Raw genomic sequence first — 17,620 nt, 5'->3', positions numbered from 1 at the left:
CTCCTTCAGGCCGACTGCACGATCGGAATCGTGCGGCGGCGTTCTTCGATGGTGGCCGGGCGGATCTGGCCGCGCTCGGGCATGAACACGACGTTCGCGTCGACGGCGTCGCTGTTGACGAAATGGCGGAAGCGCCTGCGCACCGCCGGGTCCTCGACCGCGCTCTTCCACTCGCAGGCATAGCTGTCGACCACGCGCTGCATGTCCGCCTCCAGCTCGGCGCCGATCCCCAGGCTGTCCTCGACCACCACCTGCTTCAGGTAGTCCAGGCCGCCCTCCAGGTTCTCGCGCCAGGTGCTGGTGCGCTGCAGGCGGTCGGCGGTGCGCACGTAGAACATCAGGAAGCGGTCGACCAGCTTGACCACCGCCGCCTCGTCCAGGCCGCCCGCCAGCAGCTCGGCGTGGCGCGGCTTCATGCCGCCGTTGCCGCAGACGTAGAGGTTCCAGCCCTTCTCGGTGGCGATCAGGCCGACGTCCTTGCCTTGCGCCTCGGCGCATTCGCGGGTGCAGCCGGACACGCCGAACTTCACCTTGTGCGGCGTGCGCAGGCCCTTGTAGCGGTGTTCCAGCGCGATGGCGAAACCGGCGCTGTCGCCCACGCCATAACGGCACCAGGTCGAGCCGACGCAGGACTTCACGGTGCGCAGCGACTTGCCGTAGGCATGGCCGGACTCGAAGCCGGCCGCGATCAGCTCTTCCCAGATCAGCGGCAACTGTTCGACGCGCGCGCCGAACAGGTCGACCCGCTGGCCGCCCGTGATCTTGGTGTACAGCCCGTACTTCTTCGCCACCTGGCCGACCGCGATCAGGCCGTCGGCGGTCACCTCGCCGCCCGGCATGCGCGGCACCACCGAATAGGTGCCGTCCTTCTGGATATTCCCGAGGAAGTAGTCGTTCGAGTCCTGCAGGCTGGCGTGCTCGGGTTTCAGCACGAAGTCGTTCCAGGTCGAGGCCAGGATGTTGGCAACCACCGGCTTGCAGACGTCGCAGCCCAGGCCGCAGCCGTGGCGTTCCAATAACGCTCCGAAGCTGCGGATGCGTTCGACGCGCACCAGGTGGTGCAGTTCCTGGCGCGTGTAGGCGAAGTGCTCGCAGAGGGAGCGGTTCACCGCCACGCCCTGCTTCGCCAGCTCGGCGTTGAGCACCTGGGTTACCAGCGGCACGCAGCCGCCGCAGGCGGTGCCGGCGCCGGTGCACTTCTTCAGCGCGCCGATGCTGGCAGCGCCGTTCGCCACGGCCTCGCACAGGGCGCCCTTCGAGACGTCGTTGCAGGAGCAGACCTGCGCGCCGGCCGGCAGCGCATCGACGCCGAGGCCGCGCTGCGGCATTCCTTCCGCCTGCGGCAGGATCAGGAATTCGGGCGCGGCGGGCAGCTCGATGCCGTTGACCGCCATCTGCAGCAGCGTGCCGTACTGGGCGGCGTCGCCGACCAGCACCGCGCCCAGCAGGCGCTTGCCGCAGCTTGAAACGACGATCTTCTTGTACGCCTGCTTGCGCTCGTCCAGGAACTGGTAGCTGCGGCTGCCCGCGGTGGCGCCGTGGGCGTCGCCGATGCTGGCCACGTCCACGCCCATCAGTTTCAGCTTGGTGCTCATGTCGGCGCCGCCAAAGCCGCCTGGTGCGCCCAGCAGGTGGCGCGCGCAAGTGCGCGCCATGTCGTAGCCCGGCGCAACCAGGCCGAACAGCTGCCCGTTCCAGGCCGCGCATTCGCCGATGGCATAGATGTCGGGATCGGAGCTCATGCAGTTGTCGTCGATGGCGATGCCGCCGCGCGGTCCCAGCGCCAGGCCGGCATCGCGCGCCAGCTTGTCGCGCGGGCGGATGCCGGCCGAGAACACGATCAGGTCGGTCTCCAGCGCGCTGCCGTCGGCGAACTCCATGCGGTGGGTGGCATCAACCCCATCGACGATGGCGAGCGTGCTTTTCCCGGTATGGACCTGCACGCCGAGTTCCTCGATCCGGCCGCGCAGCACGCGCGCGCCCGGCTCGTCGACCTGGGCCGCCATCAGGCGCGGCGCGAACTCGACCACGTGGGTGTCGAGCCCGAGGTCGCGCAGCGCCTTGGCGCACTCCAGCCCCAGCAGGCCGCCGCCGACCACCACGCCGCTGCGGGCGCGGGCACCGCAGGCCTGCAGCGCTTCCAGGTCCTCGATGGTGCGGTAGACGAAGCAGTCGCGGCGCTCGCGGCCCGGCACCGGCGGCACGAAGGGGCTGGACCCGGTCGCCAGCACCAGCTTGTCGTAGCCGAGCACCTCGCCGCCCGCAAGCGCCACCGTACGCGCTGCCCGGTCGATGCCGGTCACTTGCGCGTTCAGCTTCAGTTCGAGGTTCGGCCGGTCGAAGAAACCGGGTGCAACCAGCGACAGGTCGTCGGCGGTTTTACCGGCAAAGAATTCGGACAGGTGCACGCGGTCGTAGGCCGGGCGCGGCTCCTCCCCGAGGATGGTGATGTGCAGCTGCGGCGCTGCCGCGGCCAGGGTCTCGACGAATTTGTGGCCCACCATGCCGTGGCCGATGACGATCATCTTCATCATGTTCTCCTTCATGCGCGGTTCAGGGCAGCCGCTGCCGCCGTACTGCCCGCATTTCCAAAGCGTGCGCCGATCGCGCACAGGCTTGAGGCCACCACCAGCGCGCCGAGGATCATCAGGGTCTGGCGCAGGTCGCCGGTGCCCTTCATCAGGAAGCCCGCCAGCACCGCGCCGACGTTGCCGCCGGCGCCGACGATGCCGGCCACGCCGCCCAGCGCCTGCGGCGCAACGAACGGCACCAGGGCGTAGGTGGCGCCGCAGGCCATGTGGGTGAACAGGCCAAAGCACAGCATGGCGACCAGTGCGTACGCGACGCCGTCGGCATTGGCGAACCACAGCAAACCCAGGCCCTCGCCGATCATCAGCACGAACAGCACCGTGACGCGGCTGTTCAGGCTGCCGCGCGCGGCGCAGCGGTCCGACAACCAGCCGCCCAGGGCGCGGGCGAACAGCGCCAGCAGGCCGAAGCTGCCGGCCGCCAGTCCGGCCGCGCCCAGCGACAGGCCGAAATGCTCGACGTAATAGATGGCGGCGATGTTGTGGATGAAGATCTCGATGCCGAAGCAGGCGCCGTAGGTGACGAACAGCAGCCAGGCGCGGTGGTTGCGGCAGGCAGCGCGAAAGCTCGCCCAGCCGCCTTTGCCGCCTCCCTCGACCGCGACGCCGGCCGCGCGCAGGTCGCTGTAGTTGCCGGCCGGGCAGTCCTGGGTATAGCGCCAGTAGACCCAGGCCATCACCAGCATCGCCAGGCCCGGCACCACCAGCGCCACGCGCCAGCCCAGGGTTTCGCTGACGCCGGCCATGACCAGGGCGCCCAGCAGCAGGGGCATCAGCGCCTGCGCCGCGCCGCCGCCCGCATTGCCCCAGCCGGCGGCCGTGGCGTTGGCGGTGCCGACCACCTTGGGCGCGAACATCACCGAGGTGTGGTACTGGGTGATGACGAAGCTGGCGCCGACCGCGCCGATGCCGAGCCGGAACAACAGGAAGCTTTCGTAGCTCTGGGCCAGGGCCACGCCCAGCACCGGAATCGCGCCGAGCGCCAGCAGCCCGGTATAGGTCTTGCGCGGACCGTAGCGGTCGCACAGGGGGCCGACCACCAGGCGCACCAGGATCGTGATGGCGACCGCCGCGATGTTGATGTTGGCGACCTGCTCCACCGAGAGCCCGAATTCGCCTTTGATGACCGGCATCAGCGGCGCGCAGGCGAACCAGGCGAAGAAGCAGACGAAGAAGGCCACCCAGGTCAGGTGGAAGGCCCGCATCTGCGGCGTGTTGAAGGAAAAGAGTTGGATGCTGCTTGCTTTGCTGGCCATGTCGTCCCTCGTTTTGAAAACAAAAAGGCGTCCGCGTCCCGGCGCACGAAGCGCGGGAGGCGGACGCCGTTGTCCGGGTGCCGGCCCATCGTTGGGCTGGCGTTGAATGGAAGGGATCGCCGTTGATCCTGTTTCGGGTAATTGCAAGACGCGTGCCAGCGGCGGCACGGGGCGGGCATCCAACCGCGCTTGGTCGCGGCGCCCTGTTGCAGTGCACCATGCGCGAAAATGATGCGCCGGGACGCACCGCGAGCGTCCCCAGTAGGGTGAGCACCCCGTGCCCACGCGTTACGCACGTGGCCGCTAGTCAATGGCCGCGATATATCGCCCGCAAAGCATGCGATGGACGCAAACCGGCCGGGATTGGCGTTAGCGGGCGATCAGTACCAGCCAGTGCAGAAAGGATGCGCACGCAGCGCGTGGGCACGGGGTGCCCACCCTACGATCATGCGCGCTAACGGAAGTCGTGAATCGGGAAAGAACGTGCATAGCCAATTGGATCGCTGCCATCCCAAACCCGCCCATCGATCAGCGCGGCACTACGCAGGACGCCGTCGGGAACGTCGACGCCGGCCAGCAGCGCCGCCTCGCGGTACAGGCCGACCTGGTTGACGGCGCCGGCCACGGCCAGGTAGTCGGGATCCTCGCGCAGCAGCCCCCAACGCCGCTGCTGGGTCAGGAACCACATGCCGTCTGACAGCCAGGGGAAACTCGCTTCGCCGCCGCCGAAGAAGCGCAGCGCGGGCCAGTCGCCGCGGCGCGGCAGCAGGCAGGCACGCAAGGTTTTCACGTCCGCGTTCACGTAGGCCGCGCCGGCCAGCACCTCGGCCGCCGCTTCGCGGTTGACGGGCGAGGCGTCGAGCCAGCGCGCGGCGTCGAGCAAGGCCGCCACCAGCGCGCGACAGGCGTGCGGATGGCTTGCCACGAAGTCGGCGCGCGCGCCCAGCGCCTTGCCGGGATGGTCGGGCCAGACCTGGCTGCTGGGAGCGGCAAGCAGGCCGGCGCCGTCCTGCCGGGCGTGCAGGCTCCACGGCTCGCCGGCGCAGAAGCCGTCCATGTGGCCGGCTTCCAGGTTGGGCGCCATCTGGGCCGGCGGCACCGTCACCAGGCGCGCACCGCGCAGCGGATCGATGCCGGCCGCGGCCAGCCAGTAGCACAGCCACATCGCGTGGTTCCCGGTCGGGAAGGTGTGGGCGAAGAGGTAGGTCCGCGGCTCGCGCCGCATCAGCGCGGCCAGGCCCGCGCCATCCTTCGCTCCGCGCCCGGCCAGCGCGCGCGACAGCACGATGGACTGGCCGTTCTGGTTCAGGTTCATCAGGACCGTCATGTCGCAGGGCGCGGAGCCCACCCCCATCTGCATGCCGTACAGCAGCCCGTACAGGGCCTGGGCGGCATCGAGTTCCCCGCTGCGCAGGCGGTCGCGCAGCGCCGACCACGAGTGCTGGCGCTCGAGCACCAGCTTGACCCCGTACTTCTCGTCGAAACCCAGTATCGACGCCATCACCAGCGGCGCGCAGTCGGCCAGCGGCATGAAACCGATCCGCAGCGTGCTCTTTTCGGGACGGTCCGATCCGCCCGCGTATGCGCCCTGTCCAGCCAAGCCTGTCATATGTGTCCTCTTTTTCCGTTCCTTGCCGGCTCAGCCCAGCAAGTCCTCGACGTCCAGGATGCGCTGCGCGATCTCGGCCAGTCTCATGTTCTTGTTCATCGCCATGCTGCGCAGGCGTCCGTAGGCTTCGTCTTCGCCGAGCCGGTGGCGCGCCATCAGCACGCCTTTCGCGCGCTCGACCACCTTGCGCTCGGCCAGCTTCTGGCGCGTGTCGGCCAGCTCGCCGAGCAGCTTCTGCTCGCGCCGGAAGCGCGCCAGCGCCACGTCGAGCACGGGGCGCACGCGCTCGGCCTGCAGCCCCGCCACGATATAGGCCGAGACGCCGGCCGCCACCGCCGCCTCCATGGCCGGGGCGCTGTCGTCCTCGGTGAACAGGACGATGGGGCGCCTCGCCTCGCGGGTCGCGATCACGATGTGCTCGAGCACGTCGCGCGCGTCCGATTCGCTGTCGACGATGATCAGGTCGGGCTGCAGCTGGGCGATGCGCTCGGGCAGGAAGATGTCCGGCGGTAGCGAGGCGACGATGTCGTAGCCCGATTCGAGCAGGCCGATGCGCAGGGCGGTGTTGCGCTGGTCCCTCACCGCGCAGGTCCCGTCGTTGCCGGCAGCCGGGTCGCCCGTGACCACGACGATGCGCAGCCGGTGTGGCTTGTCGGTAGATGTCATTCCTGTTGCGATGCAAGAAGCGGGCCATGGGAGATGCGCTAGGCATCGTAAAGGGACCACGGTCAGCCCACGCCCCGTACATACGACGAAGCCGCAGTCGGGATATTCCTGAGTTACATATCTGTTGTGGCCACAGCAACAAAACCATTCACGAAATCTATCGCCGGCATCACAAACAGAAAGTTTATTTATGGACGCTTCCATCCTATACTGCAACGCAACATCACCAACATTGAAGAGGAAATGAGTATGGAAGCTTTCGAATACCTGCCAGTCGGCATCGCCCTCGTCGCCGTCGTCGCCCGCATCACCCTGTTCCTGCCGCGCCAGCCGAAAACCGCACGCCGCGCCGGCTGAACATTGCGGCGCAACAGCCGCATCCCCTTCCCGCTTCAGTGCGAACATGGCGTAAGTACTTACGCCAATTACGTTTTTTCTTGCGGATTAATCTTCCGCAAACCTCCCCGTCGCATGGTGGCTGAGCTAGAATGCATGCGCATTTTTCTAGCCAGAAAGCTATTTCGTCCACCCACCACTCATTCACGATGCGACTTCCTGCACTTACGATCTTTGCCGCGTTCGCCGCCCTGCCGGCTGCCGCCGCTGCCGCGCCGACGCCCGTCACCCTCGACCAGGCCATGGCCCACCCCGACTGGATCGGCAACCCCGCCGAACAGGCATGGTGGAGCTGGGACGGCAAGCAGGTCTTCTTCAAGCAGAAGCGCACCGGCTCGCAGCTGCGCGACACCTTCGAGGCGGTCCAGGGCGGCCAGCCGCGCCGCGTGCTCGACACCGAACTGGCAAAGCTCGACAGCCCGAACGTGGTCTACAGCCGCACCCACACCCGCGCCATCCTGGTGCGCAACGGCGACCTGTTCGAGCGCGACCTGAAGAACGGCGCGCTGGTCCAGATCATCAAGGGCGTCAAGGCCGAGGACCCGCAATTCTCGAGCGACGAGCGCGCGGTGCAGTTCCGCGTCGGCCACGACTGGTTCAGCTGGGACCGCGCCAGCCGCGTGCAGGGCCCGGTGGCGCTGCCGCGCGCCGCGAAGGACCCGGCAGCGACGGACCCGGACGCGCTGCGCGAAATGCAGCTGCGCCTGATCGCCACCCTGAAGCGCGCCAAGGACGACCGCGACGCCGGCCGCGCCCGCGCCGAGGAAGAGCGCCGCGCCGATCCGACCCGCGCACCAGGCCCGGTCTACCTGGGCGACAAGGTGACCATCGAAGGCAGCGCCCTGTCCCCGGATGGCCGCTGGCTGGTGGTCGTCACGGCGGCGAAAGGCGGCGACAAAGGCCGCGTCGGCAAGATGCCGCGCTACGTGACCGAATCCGGCTACGAGGAAGCCGACGACCAGCGCACCCGCGTCGGTCGGAACAACCCGGCGCCGCATGCGCTCAAGCTGATCGACCTGGCCAGCGGCAAGATCCAGGACATCCCCTTCGACAACCTGCCCGGCGTCGGCACCGACCCGCTGGCCCAGCTGCGCGCCGCCGCCAAGCTCGATCCGCTGAAGGGCAACCGTCCGCTGCGCATCGCCGACCGCGCCGACGCCGTGCGCTGGACCGCCGACGGCAAGCAGGCCGCCGTGATGCTGCGCGCGGTCGACAACAAGGACCGCTGGATCGCCACCATCGACTTGGGCGCCGCGAAGCTGAAGCCCATGCACCGCCTGACGGACGAGGCCTGGGTCAACTACGACAACACCGATTTCGGCTGGCTGCCGGACAACCGCACGCTGTGGTACCTGTCCGAGGAAAGCGGCTATTCGCACCTGTACACGATGGACGCGAACGGCCAGGCACGCGCCCTCACCAAAGGCAAGTGGGAAGCCGGCGACGTGCAATGGAACTACGAAGGCACCACCGCCTACATGCTCTGCAACCGCAAGAACCCCGGCACCTACGAGGTCTGCGCGGTGAACGCGAAGGATGGCGCCACCAGCGAAGTCACCGGCCTGGAAGGCGTGGAGCGCTTCGTCCTGTCGCCGGACAACCGCAAGCTGCTGGTGCACTATTCCTCGAGCTACGTGCCGACCCAGCTGGCCACCGTATCGGTGAACGGCGGCGCCGCCGCCAAGCTGACCGACACCCGCACCGCCGACTACAAGCAGCGCGAGTGGATCCAGCCCGAGTACGTGGCCGTGCCGTCGAGCGACGGCGGCGATCCGGTCTGGTCCAAGCTCTACCGCCCCGCGAAGATGGAAGCCGGTAAGAAATACCCGATCGTGATGTTCGTGCACGGCGCCGGCTACCTGCAGAACACCACCAAGCGCTTCCCGACCTACTTCCGCGAGCAGATGTTCCACAACCTGCTGGTCGAACGCGGCTACATCGTGCTCGACATGGACTACCGCGCCTCGAAGGGCTATGGCCGCAACTGGCGCACCGCGATCTACCGTCAGATGGGCCATCCGGAACTGACCGACTACAAGGACGGCGTGAACTGGCTGGTGCAGAACCTGCAGGGCGACCCGCAGAACGTCGGCATCTATGGCGGCAGCTACGGCGGCTTCATGACCTTCATGGCCCTGATGCGCGCGCCCGAGATGTTCAAGTCCGGCGCCGCGCTGCGCCCGGTGACCGATTGGACCAGCTACAACCACGAGTACACCGCCAACATCCTGAATACGCCGGACCTCGACCCGCAAGCCTACAAGATCTCCTCGCCGATCGAGTACGCCGAGAACCTGCGCGGCAACCTGCTGATCGGGCACGGCATGGTCGACGACAACGTGTTCTACCAGGACTCGGTGCGCATGGCCCAGCGCCTGATCGAACTGCGCAAGGATAACTGGGAACTGGCGAGCTACCCGCTGGAGCGCCACGCCTACACCCAGCCGGAAAGCTGGTTCGACCAGTACCGCCGCATCTACAAGCTGTTCGAACGCACCCTGAAACAGTAAGCATCGGTAAGCGAGCGCCCTTCGGGGCGCTTTTTGTTTTACTGTTCGGTCATGCAGCCGTCGCTCCAGGAATTTCACATCCAGACCATCATGCCTGTCCTGTCCTCTTCGCCTCTCCGTCTTGCCATCTGCCTCGCTCTCGTCTCCGGTGCCCTGCATGCACAGGACAAGAACCATCCCTCCGACTTCGTCGGCCTGCCGAGCACCGGCAAGGTGGACGACAGCCAGGTCGTAAAGGCGCGCCATGGCGCGGCGGCGGATGCTGCACCAGGCAATGCACCGGACCATGCACCGGCCAGGGCACCGGCCAGGGCACCGGCCAATGCAGGAGCCAATGCCGCAGGCGCGAAGCCGAACGCCGCGCCGGCCCGGGCGCCGGGCGTACCGCGCAAGGCCGACATCCCTGCCGGCGGCATCACCGGCGTGGTGGTCGAGAACACGGGCGGCGAACAAACTCGGGTGCCCCTGACCTTCGGCCAGGTGTTCGCGCCGGGCGACCTGCCGCGCGGCGCGCCCCTATCCGGCAAGCTGGCCGACGGCAGCGTCCTGCCGCTGCAGGTGGACGTGAAGGCGACCCACGCCGACGGCTCGGTGCGCCACGCCGTGATCTCGGCCCTGCTGCCGAAACTGGCGAAGGGCAAACAGGCCGGCATCGCCCTGGTCAAGGCCAGCGCCAAAGGCGCCGAGGATACGGGCAAGCCGGACTTCGACACTGGCGCGACAGTCACGGTCACGCTCGACGGCGAACGCTATATCGCCTCCAGCGACCGCCTGCTGAAGGAACAGAAACCCCAGTTTTGGCTGGAAGGCCCGGTGGCCACCGAAGTGCAGGTCGCCGCGCCGCTGCGCAACGCCAGGGGGGAGGAGCACCCGCACCTGGCGGCGCGCTTCGCCATCCGCGCCTACCCCGGCGCGAAGCGTGCGCGGGTCGACATCGTGGTCGAGAACAACTGGGCCTACGAACCGTCGCCGCGCAACTTCACCTACGACGTCGAGATCGAGGTCGGCGGCGAGAGCGTCTACCGCAAGAAGGAACTGACCCACCTGCACCACGCGCGCTGGCGCACCCTGGCCTGGACCGGCGCGGCGCCCGCCGTCCACCTGCGCCACGACAGCGACTACCTGATCGACTCGCGCGCGCTGCCGAACTACGACCGCACGCTGCTGGTGCCGGACGGCGCCCTGGCCAGGCTGGCCGCGAAATGGGAAGGACCGCGCAGCGAGCCGATGGGCGTCGGCGTGGCCTCGCCGGCCATGCCGAATACCGGCGGGCGCAACGACATCGGCTTGCTGCCGGGATGGGCCGCGATGTATTTGCTGAGCATGGACGCGCGCGCCAAGGAGGTCACGCTCGGCACCGCCGACCGCGCCGGCAGCTGGTCCGCGCACTACCGCGACAAGCGCACCGGCCTGCCAATCAGCCTGGTCGACTATCCCTACATGACCCTGCTCGGCAGCCCGGGCGACACGCGCAACCCGAAGACCGGCAAGCAGGAAGCCTTCCCGCGCTGCCCGCGCGACGTCTGCAAGACGCCGTACAAGGCCGACAGCGCGCACCAGCCGGGCTTCGCCTACCTGCCCTACCTCGTCACCGGAGATTACTACTATCTCGAAGAGCTGCAGTTCTGGGCGATGTGGAACGTGTTCTCCACCAACCCGGGCTACCGCAAGAACATCGAGGGCCTGCTGGCGACGCACCAGGTGCGCGGCCAGGCCTGGAGCCTGCGTACCCTGGGCGAAGCGGCCTACATCACGCCCGACAGGCACCCGCTGAAGAACGACTTCAACGCCATCCTGAAGAGCAACCTGGCCTGGTACAACGCGACCTACAGCAACAACCCGTCCGCCAACGGACTGGGCGTGATCGACAACAGTCCCGCTGTGGTCTACAAGGGCAAGACCGCGGTCGCGCCCTGGCAGGACGACTTCTTCACCCAAGCCGTCGGCCACCTCGCCGAACTCGGCTTCAAGGATGCGCAGCCGCTGCTGAAATGGAAGGCGAAGTTTCCGATCGTGCGCATGACCAGCGAAGGCGCCTGCTGGGTCGACGCCGCCAACTACACGATCACGGTGCGCGACTCGCCCGCCGCGCCCATCTACGACAGCATGGCGCAGGCCTGGAAGCGCACCGTCGGGCCGGAGCTGGCGACCCTGCCCTGCGGCGGGGCCGAGCAAGCCGCCGCCACCAAGCGCAAGCCGGGCGACATGGGCGGCTACGCGAACACCGCCATAGGCTTCCCCTCGAACCTGCAGCCGGCACTGGCCTACGCGGCCGACGTCGGCGGCGCGGCCGGCAAGAAGGCGTGGGAGCGCTTCATGTCGCGCAGCGTCAAGCCGGACTACGGCCCGGCGCCGCAGTTCGCGATCGTGCCGCGCTCGCTCGATGGTGTTGATGCGCGCTAAGAGCCAGGTCGATGCCGTCCGCATAAAGGATTACAGCTTGTAAGTACCATTGCAAGTCGGTCATCGCTGTTGCACCTTATCGGAACAATAATCCGAAGGAGGTCCAACATGAGATGTTCCCTGGGTGGGTCCGCGCTCCTGGCGCTGGGCGCGGCACTCGTGGCCGGCTGCGGCGTGCAGGCGCCGGGCCAGCAAGCGGCAGGCAGCGCTTCCGCAGCCCTACCTGCACCCGCACCTGCACCCGCACTCGCACCCGCGCCGCCACCGCCGCCCGCTCCGTTTTCTGCTTACGCACCGCAGCGCGTGACCGTCACCGGGTCCACCATCGCGGCGCCGGCCATGCAAAAGCGTGCGCCCGGGCCGGGCTTCATCGTGCTCACCCCGCCGCAGGCCGACAAATTCCCGGACAAGGAAGCGAATGCCACCCAACTGGTGGCCGAGTATCCGGTGTCCACCTTCAGTGCCGACGTCGACACCGCTTCCTACGCCTTCGTCCGGCGCCTGCTGACGGGCGGGCGCCTGCCGCCGCCGGGCGCCGTGCGCGTCGAGGAGATGGTGAACTACTTCCCCTACCGCTACGCCGCACCCGGGACGCGCACCGAGCCCTTCGCCATCGCGACCGAAGTCATGCCCAGCCCCTGGAAGGCCGGCAACCAGCTGCTGCACGTCGCCGTGCGCGGCTTCGACCTGGCCCAGACCGAGCGCCCGCCGCTGAACCTGGTGCTGCTGATCGACGTGTCCGGCTCGATGGGCGGGCCGGACCGCCTGCCGCTGCTGCAGCAGGGCCTGCGCCTGTTCGCCGAGAACCTGCGCGACACCGACCGCGTGGCCATCGTCACCTATGCGAACGGCACCGCGGTCGCGCTCGAGCCGACGCTGGGCCGCGACAAGCGGAAAATCGTCGATGCGGTCGACGGCCTGCGGGCGGCGGGCGGCACCGCCGGCGGCGACGGCCTGCAGCGCGCCTATGCGCTGGCCGAGCGCCACCGCGACCCGAACGCGGTCAACCGCGTGATCCTGGCCACCGACGGCGACTTCAACATCGGCATCACCGACCCGAAACAGCTGGAGCGCTTCATCGCCGACAAGCGCAAGAGCGGCGTGTACTTGTCGGTGTTCGGCGTCGGCGCGGGCAACCTGAACGATGCCCTGATCCAGCGCCTGACCCAGTCCGGCAACGGCAACGCCGCCTACATCGACTCGCTGCTGGAAGCGCGCAAGGCCATGCAGGAAGAACTGGGGTCGACCATGTTCCCGATCGCGAACGACGTCAAGATGCAGGTCGAATTCAACCCGCGCCAAGTGGCCGCCTACCGCTTGATCGGCTACGAAACCCGCATGCTGGCGCGCCAGGAGTTCAAGGACGACAAGGTGGATGCGGGCGACATGGGCGCCGGCCACACCGTCACCGCCATCTACGAGATCACGCCGGCTTCCGAGGCGGGCAAACTGGTCGATCCGCTGCGCTATGGCGAGAACAAGCAGGCCGCGCCTGCCGCCGGCGGCGACGAACTCTGTTTCGTGAAGGTGCGCTACAAGCTGCCGGGCCAGGGCGTCAGCCGCGAGAGCACGCATGCGGTGCGTGCGGCCAGTGTCCGCAAGGCGTTCGCCGCGGCGTCGGTAGATGCGCGTTTTGCGGTGGCGGTGGCGGCCTTCGGCCAGCGCCTGCGCGGGGAGACGGCGCTGGCGGACTACGGCTATGCCGACATCGCGGCGCTGGCGAACGAGGCGCGCGGCCAGGATGCGGAAGCTTACCGCGCCGAGTTCGTGCGCCTGGTGCGGATGGCCGAAGCGCTGGGCAGGACGAATCCGGTCGGGCAGCCGTAGCCGGGCCGGCAACGGTGCGATGAGCCCGACAGTGCCTGTTATATGATGAAGGGACACGTCGGGCCGCCCCGGCCCATGCACCAACTATCCTGGATACCGTATGCGCCTGCTCATTGCCCTCATCCTCCCCTGGCTCACTTTCTTCACCATCGGCCGTCCCATTGCCGGCATCATCTGCCTGATCCTGCAGGTGACGCTGATCGGCTGGCTGCCCGCCGCCATCTGGGCGGTCTATGCGCTCAGCCAGTACAACACGGACAAGAAGATCGAGCGCGCCTACAGGGAACGCTGACGCGTTTTTACGCCGGACGGCGCCGCGGCCAAGCAGTAGGCCAAGCAGTAGGTCAATCAGTACAACGCGCGCGGAGCCGGCTGCCCGGCTCCGCAACGCCAGGCTTACTTGGCGCGCGCGCGCAGCGTCTCGACTTCGGCGCGCAGGGCGCTGCGTTCGGCCTGGACCGCGGCCAGTTGCGCCTGCAGGTCCTTCACTTCGGCCGCGAGGCTGTCGCGCACGGTGGTCGCCCCAACCAGCTCCATCTCGGCGCGCAGGCGGGCATCGGACTCGGCCGCCGAGGCGGCGACATTGCGCTCGATCTGGGCGCGCAGGTCGGCCAGCTGGGCGTCCTTGCCTTCGATCGCCAGCTGGTCCTTGGCTTTCCCGACCAGGGCGTCCATCGCGACCTGGCGTGCGTTGCGCAGCTCGGCGTTCAGGCGTTCGATTTCCTCGCTGCGCTCGGCGGCGGCGGCCGTCGCCTGGTCGCGCGCGGCGGTCGCGCTGGCGACTTCGTCGACCAGGGTGTCGCGTTCGGCTTCGAGCTGTTCGCCCGCGGCCAGCACGTCTTCCATGTCGCGCCGCGCCTGCGCCAGCGCGTCGCGGGTGCCGGCGCCGGCTTCTTCCGCGAACTGCTGGGCCCAGCGGGCCAGATCGGCGACCAGCGACTCCGGCATCGCCGCTGTTGGCGGGTTGGCCACAGCGGCCGCATCGGCGCGCGCGGCGCGCCAGGCGCCCAGGTGGCGCCCGATCAGGTTAGGGGAAGCATCGCCGAGCGCGTCGCGCACGGCCTCCAGGGTGACGGGCTTGCCGTCGTTGGCCAGGCTGTCGGCGGCGGCCGCAACCTCGTCGAATGTCACGCTCCGGCGTGTCGTATCCGCATTCATAGAAACAGGGTATGCATTGTTGATGAACCCTATCATACGATATGGCGGGCAAAGGGCGCGCCGATCACATGCCTGCGAAGCCTGGAGCGCCCCTGGATCATCCCTTGCGCTTCTTGCCCTTCCCTTCTTCCTCGATCAATTCGTCGACCGCGACGCCGGTTTCGCGGGCGATCGCCAGGATCCGCTCGCGCGCCTGCCCGAGCTCCTGCCGCTCGCGCTGTTTGAGCTCCTGCGCGACGTCGAACTGGAGTCCCTTCAATTCAGCCAGGTTGTAGGTCGATAAGTCGAATGCCATCTTGTTCTCCGCCTTGGTTCGTGCCTGCAAGCCTAGCATGCATCGGCCGGCCGGGACGCTTCCGTTATCCGGAAGTCATCCTCAGTCTTTTCCTGACGGTGCGCCCGCCTCGAACCATGCCTTGACCTGCGCCCGCTCGGCGTCGGTCATGTTGGTGAGGTTCGCCAGCGGCATCGCCTTCAGCTGCACGGTTTGCTGGTAGATGCGGGCGGCGTTCTGCCGGATCAGCTCGGGCGAATCGAGACTGACGCCGGCCGGCGCGGTGGCGAAGCCGGGCTGGGTCGGCCTGGCCGCGTGGCAGCTGACGCAGCGCCGGTCGACGATCTGCCGCACCTGCGCGAACTGGGCCATGGCGTCGACGCCGGGCTGTGGCCCTGCCGGTGCCTGCGGCGCCTGCGGCGCGATCAGCACCGCCAGCACGGCCAGCAGCGCCACGCCCGCCGCCGGGTACTTCCATTCGATGCGGCCCTTGTGGCGCAGGTTGAAGAAGTGGCGGATCAATACGCCGGCCGCCATGATCACGCCCAGCACCGCCCAGGCATGCGGGTGGCGGTAAGTCATCGCGTAATGGTTGCTGATCATGAGGAACAGCACCGGCAGCGTGAAGTAATTGTTGTGCACCGAGCGCTGCTTGGCCTTGATGCCGTCGCTCGGGTCGGGCTGCTGGCCCGCCATCATGGCGTTCACCATCCTGCGCTGGCCGGGAATGATCACGTGAGCGACGTTCGCAACCATGATGGTGCCGATCATCGCGCCGATGTGCAGGTAGGCCGCGCGGCCGCTGAGCAGGTGGGTCAGCACCCAGGCGCTGCCGACCAGGAAGGCGAAGATGAGGAGGCCGAAGACGAGGTCGCGCTTGCCCAGCGGGGACTTGCACAGCAGGTCGTACACCAGCCAGCCGACCACCAGGCTGCCGAGGCCGATGCCGACCGCCTGCCAGCTCGACAAATCGGCCACGCTGCGGTCGACCATCATCGCCTGCGCGTTCAGGTAATACACGATGAACAGCAGCGCGAAGCCGGACAGCCAGGTCGAATAGGCTTCCCACATGAACCAGTGCAGTTCCTTCGGCAGCTCGGCGGGAGCGACCAGGTATTTTTGCGGGTTGTAGAAGCCGCCGCCGTGCACGGCCCAGAGTTCGCCGGCGACGCCCTTCTTCGCCAGCTCCGAGCCCGGTGGCGGCGGCTTGATGGTGTTGTCGAGCCAGACGAAATAGAAGGAGGCGCCGATCCAGGCGATGCCGGTGATGACGTGCAGCCAGCGCACGAGCAAATTCAGCCATTCGAGGCCGTAAGGAGCCAGGTATCCGAACACGTCCATGCACAGTCCCTCATCTTCCTGGTGGCGATAGTGAATCGAATTTCAGCCGATTTCATTTCTGCAACATGAAATATAGCGTATATTCGAAATAACCGAACCAATATAGACAAACCGCAGCCGCACTTCGCCATGGCCAGCCTGCCCCAGCATCTCGACCTGCACCTGATCCGCATCCTCTACCTGCTGCTGGTGGAGAAGAACGTGTCGCGCGTGGCGCTGAAACTGAACCAGCCGCAGCCCTCGATCTCGGCTTCGCTGCGCAAACTCCGCGAGCTGACCGGCGACCCGCTGCTGGTGCGCGGCGCGCGCGGCATGGTGCCGACCCAGCACGGCGAAAGCCTGCTGAAGCCCGCCAAGCGCATCCTCGACGAGACCGAGAGCCTGTTCGTCAAGAAGTCGCCCTTCGTGCCGGAAGCGGCGGCGCGCACCTTCCACATCGCCGCGCCCGACTACCTCGACACCCAATTCCTGCCCAACGTGGTGGCCGCGATCCGGCGCGACGCGCCCAACAGCCGGGTGGCGATCCACAGCCTGGGACCGGGCACCGACTACCTGCGCATGCTGTCCGACGGGGAGATGGACCTGGTGATCGCCAACTGGGACGAGCCGCCGGCCCACCTGCACATCTCCAAGCTGTTCGAGGACCCGATTGTCTGCACCATGCGCGCCGACAGCCCCTACGCAAAACGCACGGCAAACGATGCGATGACGATCGAGGACTACCTGTCCCTGCCCCACGTGGCGCCGACGCAGACGCTGCCCGGCTACCACGGCGTGATCGACTCCTTCCTGGCGCGCCAGGGCCTGCACCGGAGAATCGCGATCGAGTCGCCCTACTTCGGCCTGATTCCCTACATGCTGACCCAGACCGACCTGGTGCTCACCACCGGCCGCCAGTTCATGCGCTTTTATGAAAAGACGCTGCCGCTGAAGACCTTCACCATGCCGATCAAGTTTCCGCCGATGCGCTTCTACCAGCTGTGGCACCAGCGCGTGCACCAGTCGCCGGAACACAAGTGGCTGCGCGACCAGGTGAGCCAGGCGGCGCGCGCGCTGGTGCAGGGCTAACCTCGCCATCGGTACGCGACCATGGAGAGTCGACGATGACAGGAACGCACACAGTCGCCCTGCGGGCAGCGCGCCCCGAGGAACTTCCCTCCCTCTGGGAGCTGCGCACGCGCGCGGTCGCGCAGGGCTGCGCGGCGCACTACCCCGCGTCGGTGCTGGCCTCCTGGCTGGCCGCGCCGGCGCCCGAGCCCCTGCCGCGCCTGCTCGCCGCGGGCGGCGGCGTCGTGGCGATGGAAGCCGGACGGCTACTCGGCTACGCGGTGCTGGATGCCGCCAGCGGTGAAGTCGACGCGGTCTTCGTCGAACCGGCCGAGCACGGACGCGGGATCGGCGCGCTGCTGCTCGCGGCGCTGGAGCGGATGGCGCTGGCCGCCGGCCACGAGCGCCTGTTCCTGTCGGCCTCGCTCAACGCCGTTCCCTTCTACCGGCATGCCGGCTTCCAGGCGATACGCGAAGAGTCGTATCCGCATCGCTCGGGCGTTGCCATCGCGTCGGTCTACATGGAGAAGCAGCTCGGCTAACGC

At 67.9% G+C, this 17,620-nt stretch carries 13 protein-coding genes; 6 read left to right on the top strand and 7 right to left on the bottom strand.

The window, feature by feature from the left end; genetic code table 11:
- Positions 1-5 precede the first annotated feature (5 nt).
- The 4 genes from nirB to ACFOPH_RS23765 form a co-directional block, all read right to left on the bottom strand.
- Complete coding sequence (nirB, locus tag ACFOPH_RS23780) at positions 6-2,531, bottom strand: nitrite reductase large subunit NirB (protein WP_312550414.1); 2,526 nt, start codon at positions 2,529-2,531, stop codon at positions 6-8.
- Positions 2,532-2,542: 11 nt separating this feature from the next.
- Complete coding sequence (locus ACFOPH_RS23775) at positions 2,543-3,844, bottom strand: MFS transporter (protein ID WP_312550403.1); 1,302 nt, start codon at positions 3,842-3,844, stop codon at positions 2,543-2,545.
- A gap of 454 nt (positions 3,845-4,298) precedes the next feature.
- Positions 4,299-5,453: a CmpA/NrtA family ABC transporter substrate-binding protein gene (locus ACFOPH_RS23770; RefSeq protein ID WP_312550404.1), complete on the bottom strand. Its 1,155-nt coding sequence runs from the start codon at positions 5,451-5,453 to the stop codon at positions 4,299-4,301.
- A 30-nt stretch (positions 5,454-5,483) separates the two neighbouring features.
- Positions 5,484-6,119, bottom strand: a complete 636-nt coding sequence (locus ACFOPH_RS23765; RefSeq protein ID WP_379737592.1) for an ANTAR domain-containing response regulator — start codon at positions 6,117-6,119, stop codon at positions 5,484-5,486.
- A 545-nt stretch (positions 6,120-6,664) separates the two neighbouring features.
- Between ACFOPH_RS23765 and ACFOPH_RS23760 the strand changes: the two genes are divergently transcribed.
- The 4 genes from ACFOPH_RS23760 (at position 6,665) to ACFOPH_RS23745 (ending at position 13,547) form a co-directional block, all read left to right on the top strand.
- Positions 6,665-9,025 (top strand): S9 family peptidase, encoded by a 2,361-nt coding sequence (locus tag ACFOPH_RS23760; protein WP_379737591.1) that lies wholly within the window; start codon positions 6,665-6,667, stop codon positions 9,023-9,025.
- Between the two features lie 51 nt (positions 9,026-9,076).
- Positions 9,077-11,428, top strand: a complete 2,352-nt coding sequence (locus tag ACFOPH_RS23755) for a hypothetical protein (protein ID WP_379737589.1) — start codon at positions 9,077-9,079, stop codon at positions 11,426-11,428.
- Positions 11,429-11,536: 108 nt separating this feature from the next.
- Positions 11,537-13,255 (top strand): vWA domain-containing protein, encoded by a 1,719-nt coding sequence (locus tag ACFOPH_RS23750; RefSeq protein ID WP_379737587.1) that lies wholly within the window; start codon positions 11,537-11,539, stop codon positions 13,253-13,255.
- Between the two features lie 100 nt (positions 13,256-13,355).
- Positions 13,356-13,547 (top strand): YqaE/Pmp3 family membrane protein, encoded by a 192-nt coding sequence (locus ACFOPH_RS23745; protein WP_312550409.1) that lies wholly within the window; start codon positions 13,356-13,358, stop codon positions 13,545-13,547.
- 104 nt (positions 13,548-13,651) lie between these two features.
- Here ACFOPH_RS23745 and ACFOPH_RS23740 read toward each other — a convergent pair whose 3' ends face one another.
- From ACFOPH_RS23740 to ACFOPH_RS23730, 3 genes are all read right to left on the bottom strand, one after another.
- Positions 13,652-14,386 carry a DNA-binding protein gene (locus ACFOPH_RS23740; protein ID WP_312550410.1) on the bottom strand — a complete coding sequence of 245 codons (735 nt, stop codon included), beginning with the start codon at positions 14,384-14,386 and terminating at the stop codon, positions 13,652-13,654.
- 124 nt (positions 14,387-14,510) lie between these two features.
- Positions 14,511-14,708 carry a hypothetical protein gene (locus ACFOPH_RS23735; protein ID WP_312550411.1) on the bottom strand — a complete coding sequence of 66 codons (198 nt, stop codon included), beginning with the start codon at positions 14,706-14,708 and terminating at the stop codon, positions 14,511-14,513.
- Positions 14,709-14,789: 81 nt separating this feature from the next.
- Positions 14,790-16,028, bottom strand: a complete 1,239-nt coding sequence (locus tag ACFOPH_RS23730) for a urate hydroxylase PuuD (protein WP_312550412.1) — start codon at positions 16,026-16,028, stop codon at positions 14,790-14,792.
- 129 nt (positions 16,029-16,157) lie between these two features.
- On the opposite strand from ACFOPH_RS23730, the gene ACFOPH_RS23725 reads away from it, so the two are divergent.
- Both ACFOPH_RS23725 and ACFOPH_RS23720 read left to right on the top strand, forming a co-directional pair.
- Positions 16,158-17,096 (top strand): LysR substrate-binding domain-containing protein, encoded by a 939-nt coding sequence (locus ACFOPH_RS23725; protein ID WP_312550413.1) that lies wholly within the window; start codon positions 16,158-16,160, stop codon positions 17,094-17,096.
- Between the two features lie 35 nt (positions 17,097-17,131).
- Positions 17,132-17,617, top strand: coding sequence for a GNAT family N-acetyltransferase (locus ACFOPH_RS23720; protein WP_379737584.1), 486 nt, complete (start codon positions 17,132-17,134; stop codon positions 17,615-17,617).
- Positions 17,618-17,620: the final 3 nt, after the last annotated feature.

Source organism: Massilia haematophila, from assembly GCF_042647645.1.
Classification (GTDB): domain Bacteria; phylum Pseudomonadota; class Gammaproteobacteria; order Burkholderiales; family Burkholderiaceae_D; genus Telluria; species Telluria haematophila.
The sequence above is the reverse complement of the archived record's forward strand: the minus strand, read 5'-3'. Positions and strand labels throughout refer to the sequence as shown.

What these genes read in the sequence shown, in the direction of transcription:
- ACFOPH_RS23775 (WP_312550403.1), bottom strand. Translation starts at nt 3,844, where the DNA reads ATGGCCAGCAAAGCAAGCAGCATCCAACTCTTTTCCTTCAACACGCCG.
- ACFOPH_RS23725 (WP_312550413.1), top strand. Translation starts at nt 16,158, where the DNA reads ATGGCCAGCCTGCCCCAGCATCTCGACCTGCACCTGATCCGCATCCTC.
- ACFOPH_RS23765 (WP_379737592.1), bottom strand. Translation starts at nt 6,119, where the DNA reads ATGACATCTACCGACAAGCCACACCGGCTGCGCATCGTCGTGGTCACG.
- ACFOPH_RS23755 (WP_379737589.1), top strand. Translation starts at nt 9,077, where the DNA reads ATGCAGCCGTCGCTCCAGGAATTTCACATCCAGACCATCATGCCTGTC.
- ACFOPH_RS23735 (WP_312550411.1), bottom strand. Translation starts at nt 14,708, where the DNA reads ATGGCATTCGACTTATCGACCTACAACCTGGCTGAATTGAAGGGACTC.
- ACFOPH_RS23745 (WP_312550409.1), top strand. Translation starts at nt 13,356, where the DNA reads ATGCGCCTGCTCATTGCCCTCATCCTCCCCTGGCTCACTTTCTTCACC.
- ACFOPH_RS23760 (WP_379737591.1), top strand. Translation starts at nt 6,665, where the DNA reads ATGCGACTTCCTGCACTTACGATCTTTGCCGCGTTCGCCGCCCTGCCG.
- ACFOPH_RS23770 (WP_312550404.1), bottom strand. Translation starts at nt 5,453, where the DNA reads ATGACAGGCTTGGCTGGACAGGGCGCATACGCGGGCGGATCGGACCGT.
- nirB (WP_312550414.1), bottom strand. Translation starts at nt 2,531, where the DNA reads ATGAAGATGATCGTCATCGGCCACGGCATGGTGGGCCACAAATTCGTC.
- ACFOPH_RS23730 (WP_312550412.1), bottom strand. Translation starts at nt 16,028, where the DNA reads ATGGACGTGTTCGGATACCTGGCTCCTTACGGCCTCGAATGGCTGAAT.
- ACFOPH_RS23720 (WP_379737584.1), top strand. Translation starts at nt 17,132, where the DNA reads ATGACAGGAACGCACACAGTCGCCCTGCGGGCAGCGCGCCCCGAGGAA.
- ACFOPH_RS23750 (WP_379737587.1), top strand. Translation starts at nt 11,537, where the DNA reads ATGAGATGTTCCCTGGGTGGGTCCGCGCTCCTGGCGCTGGGCGCGGCA.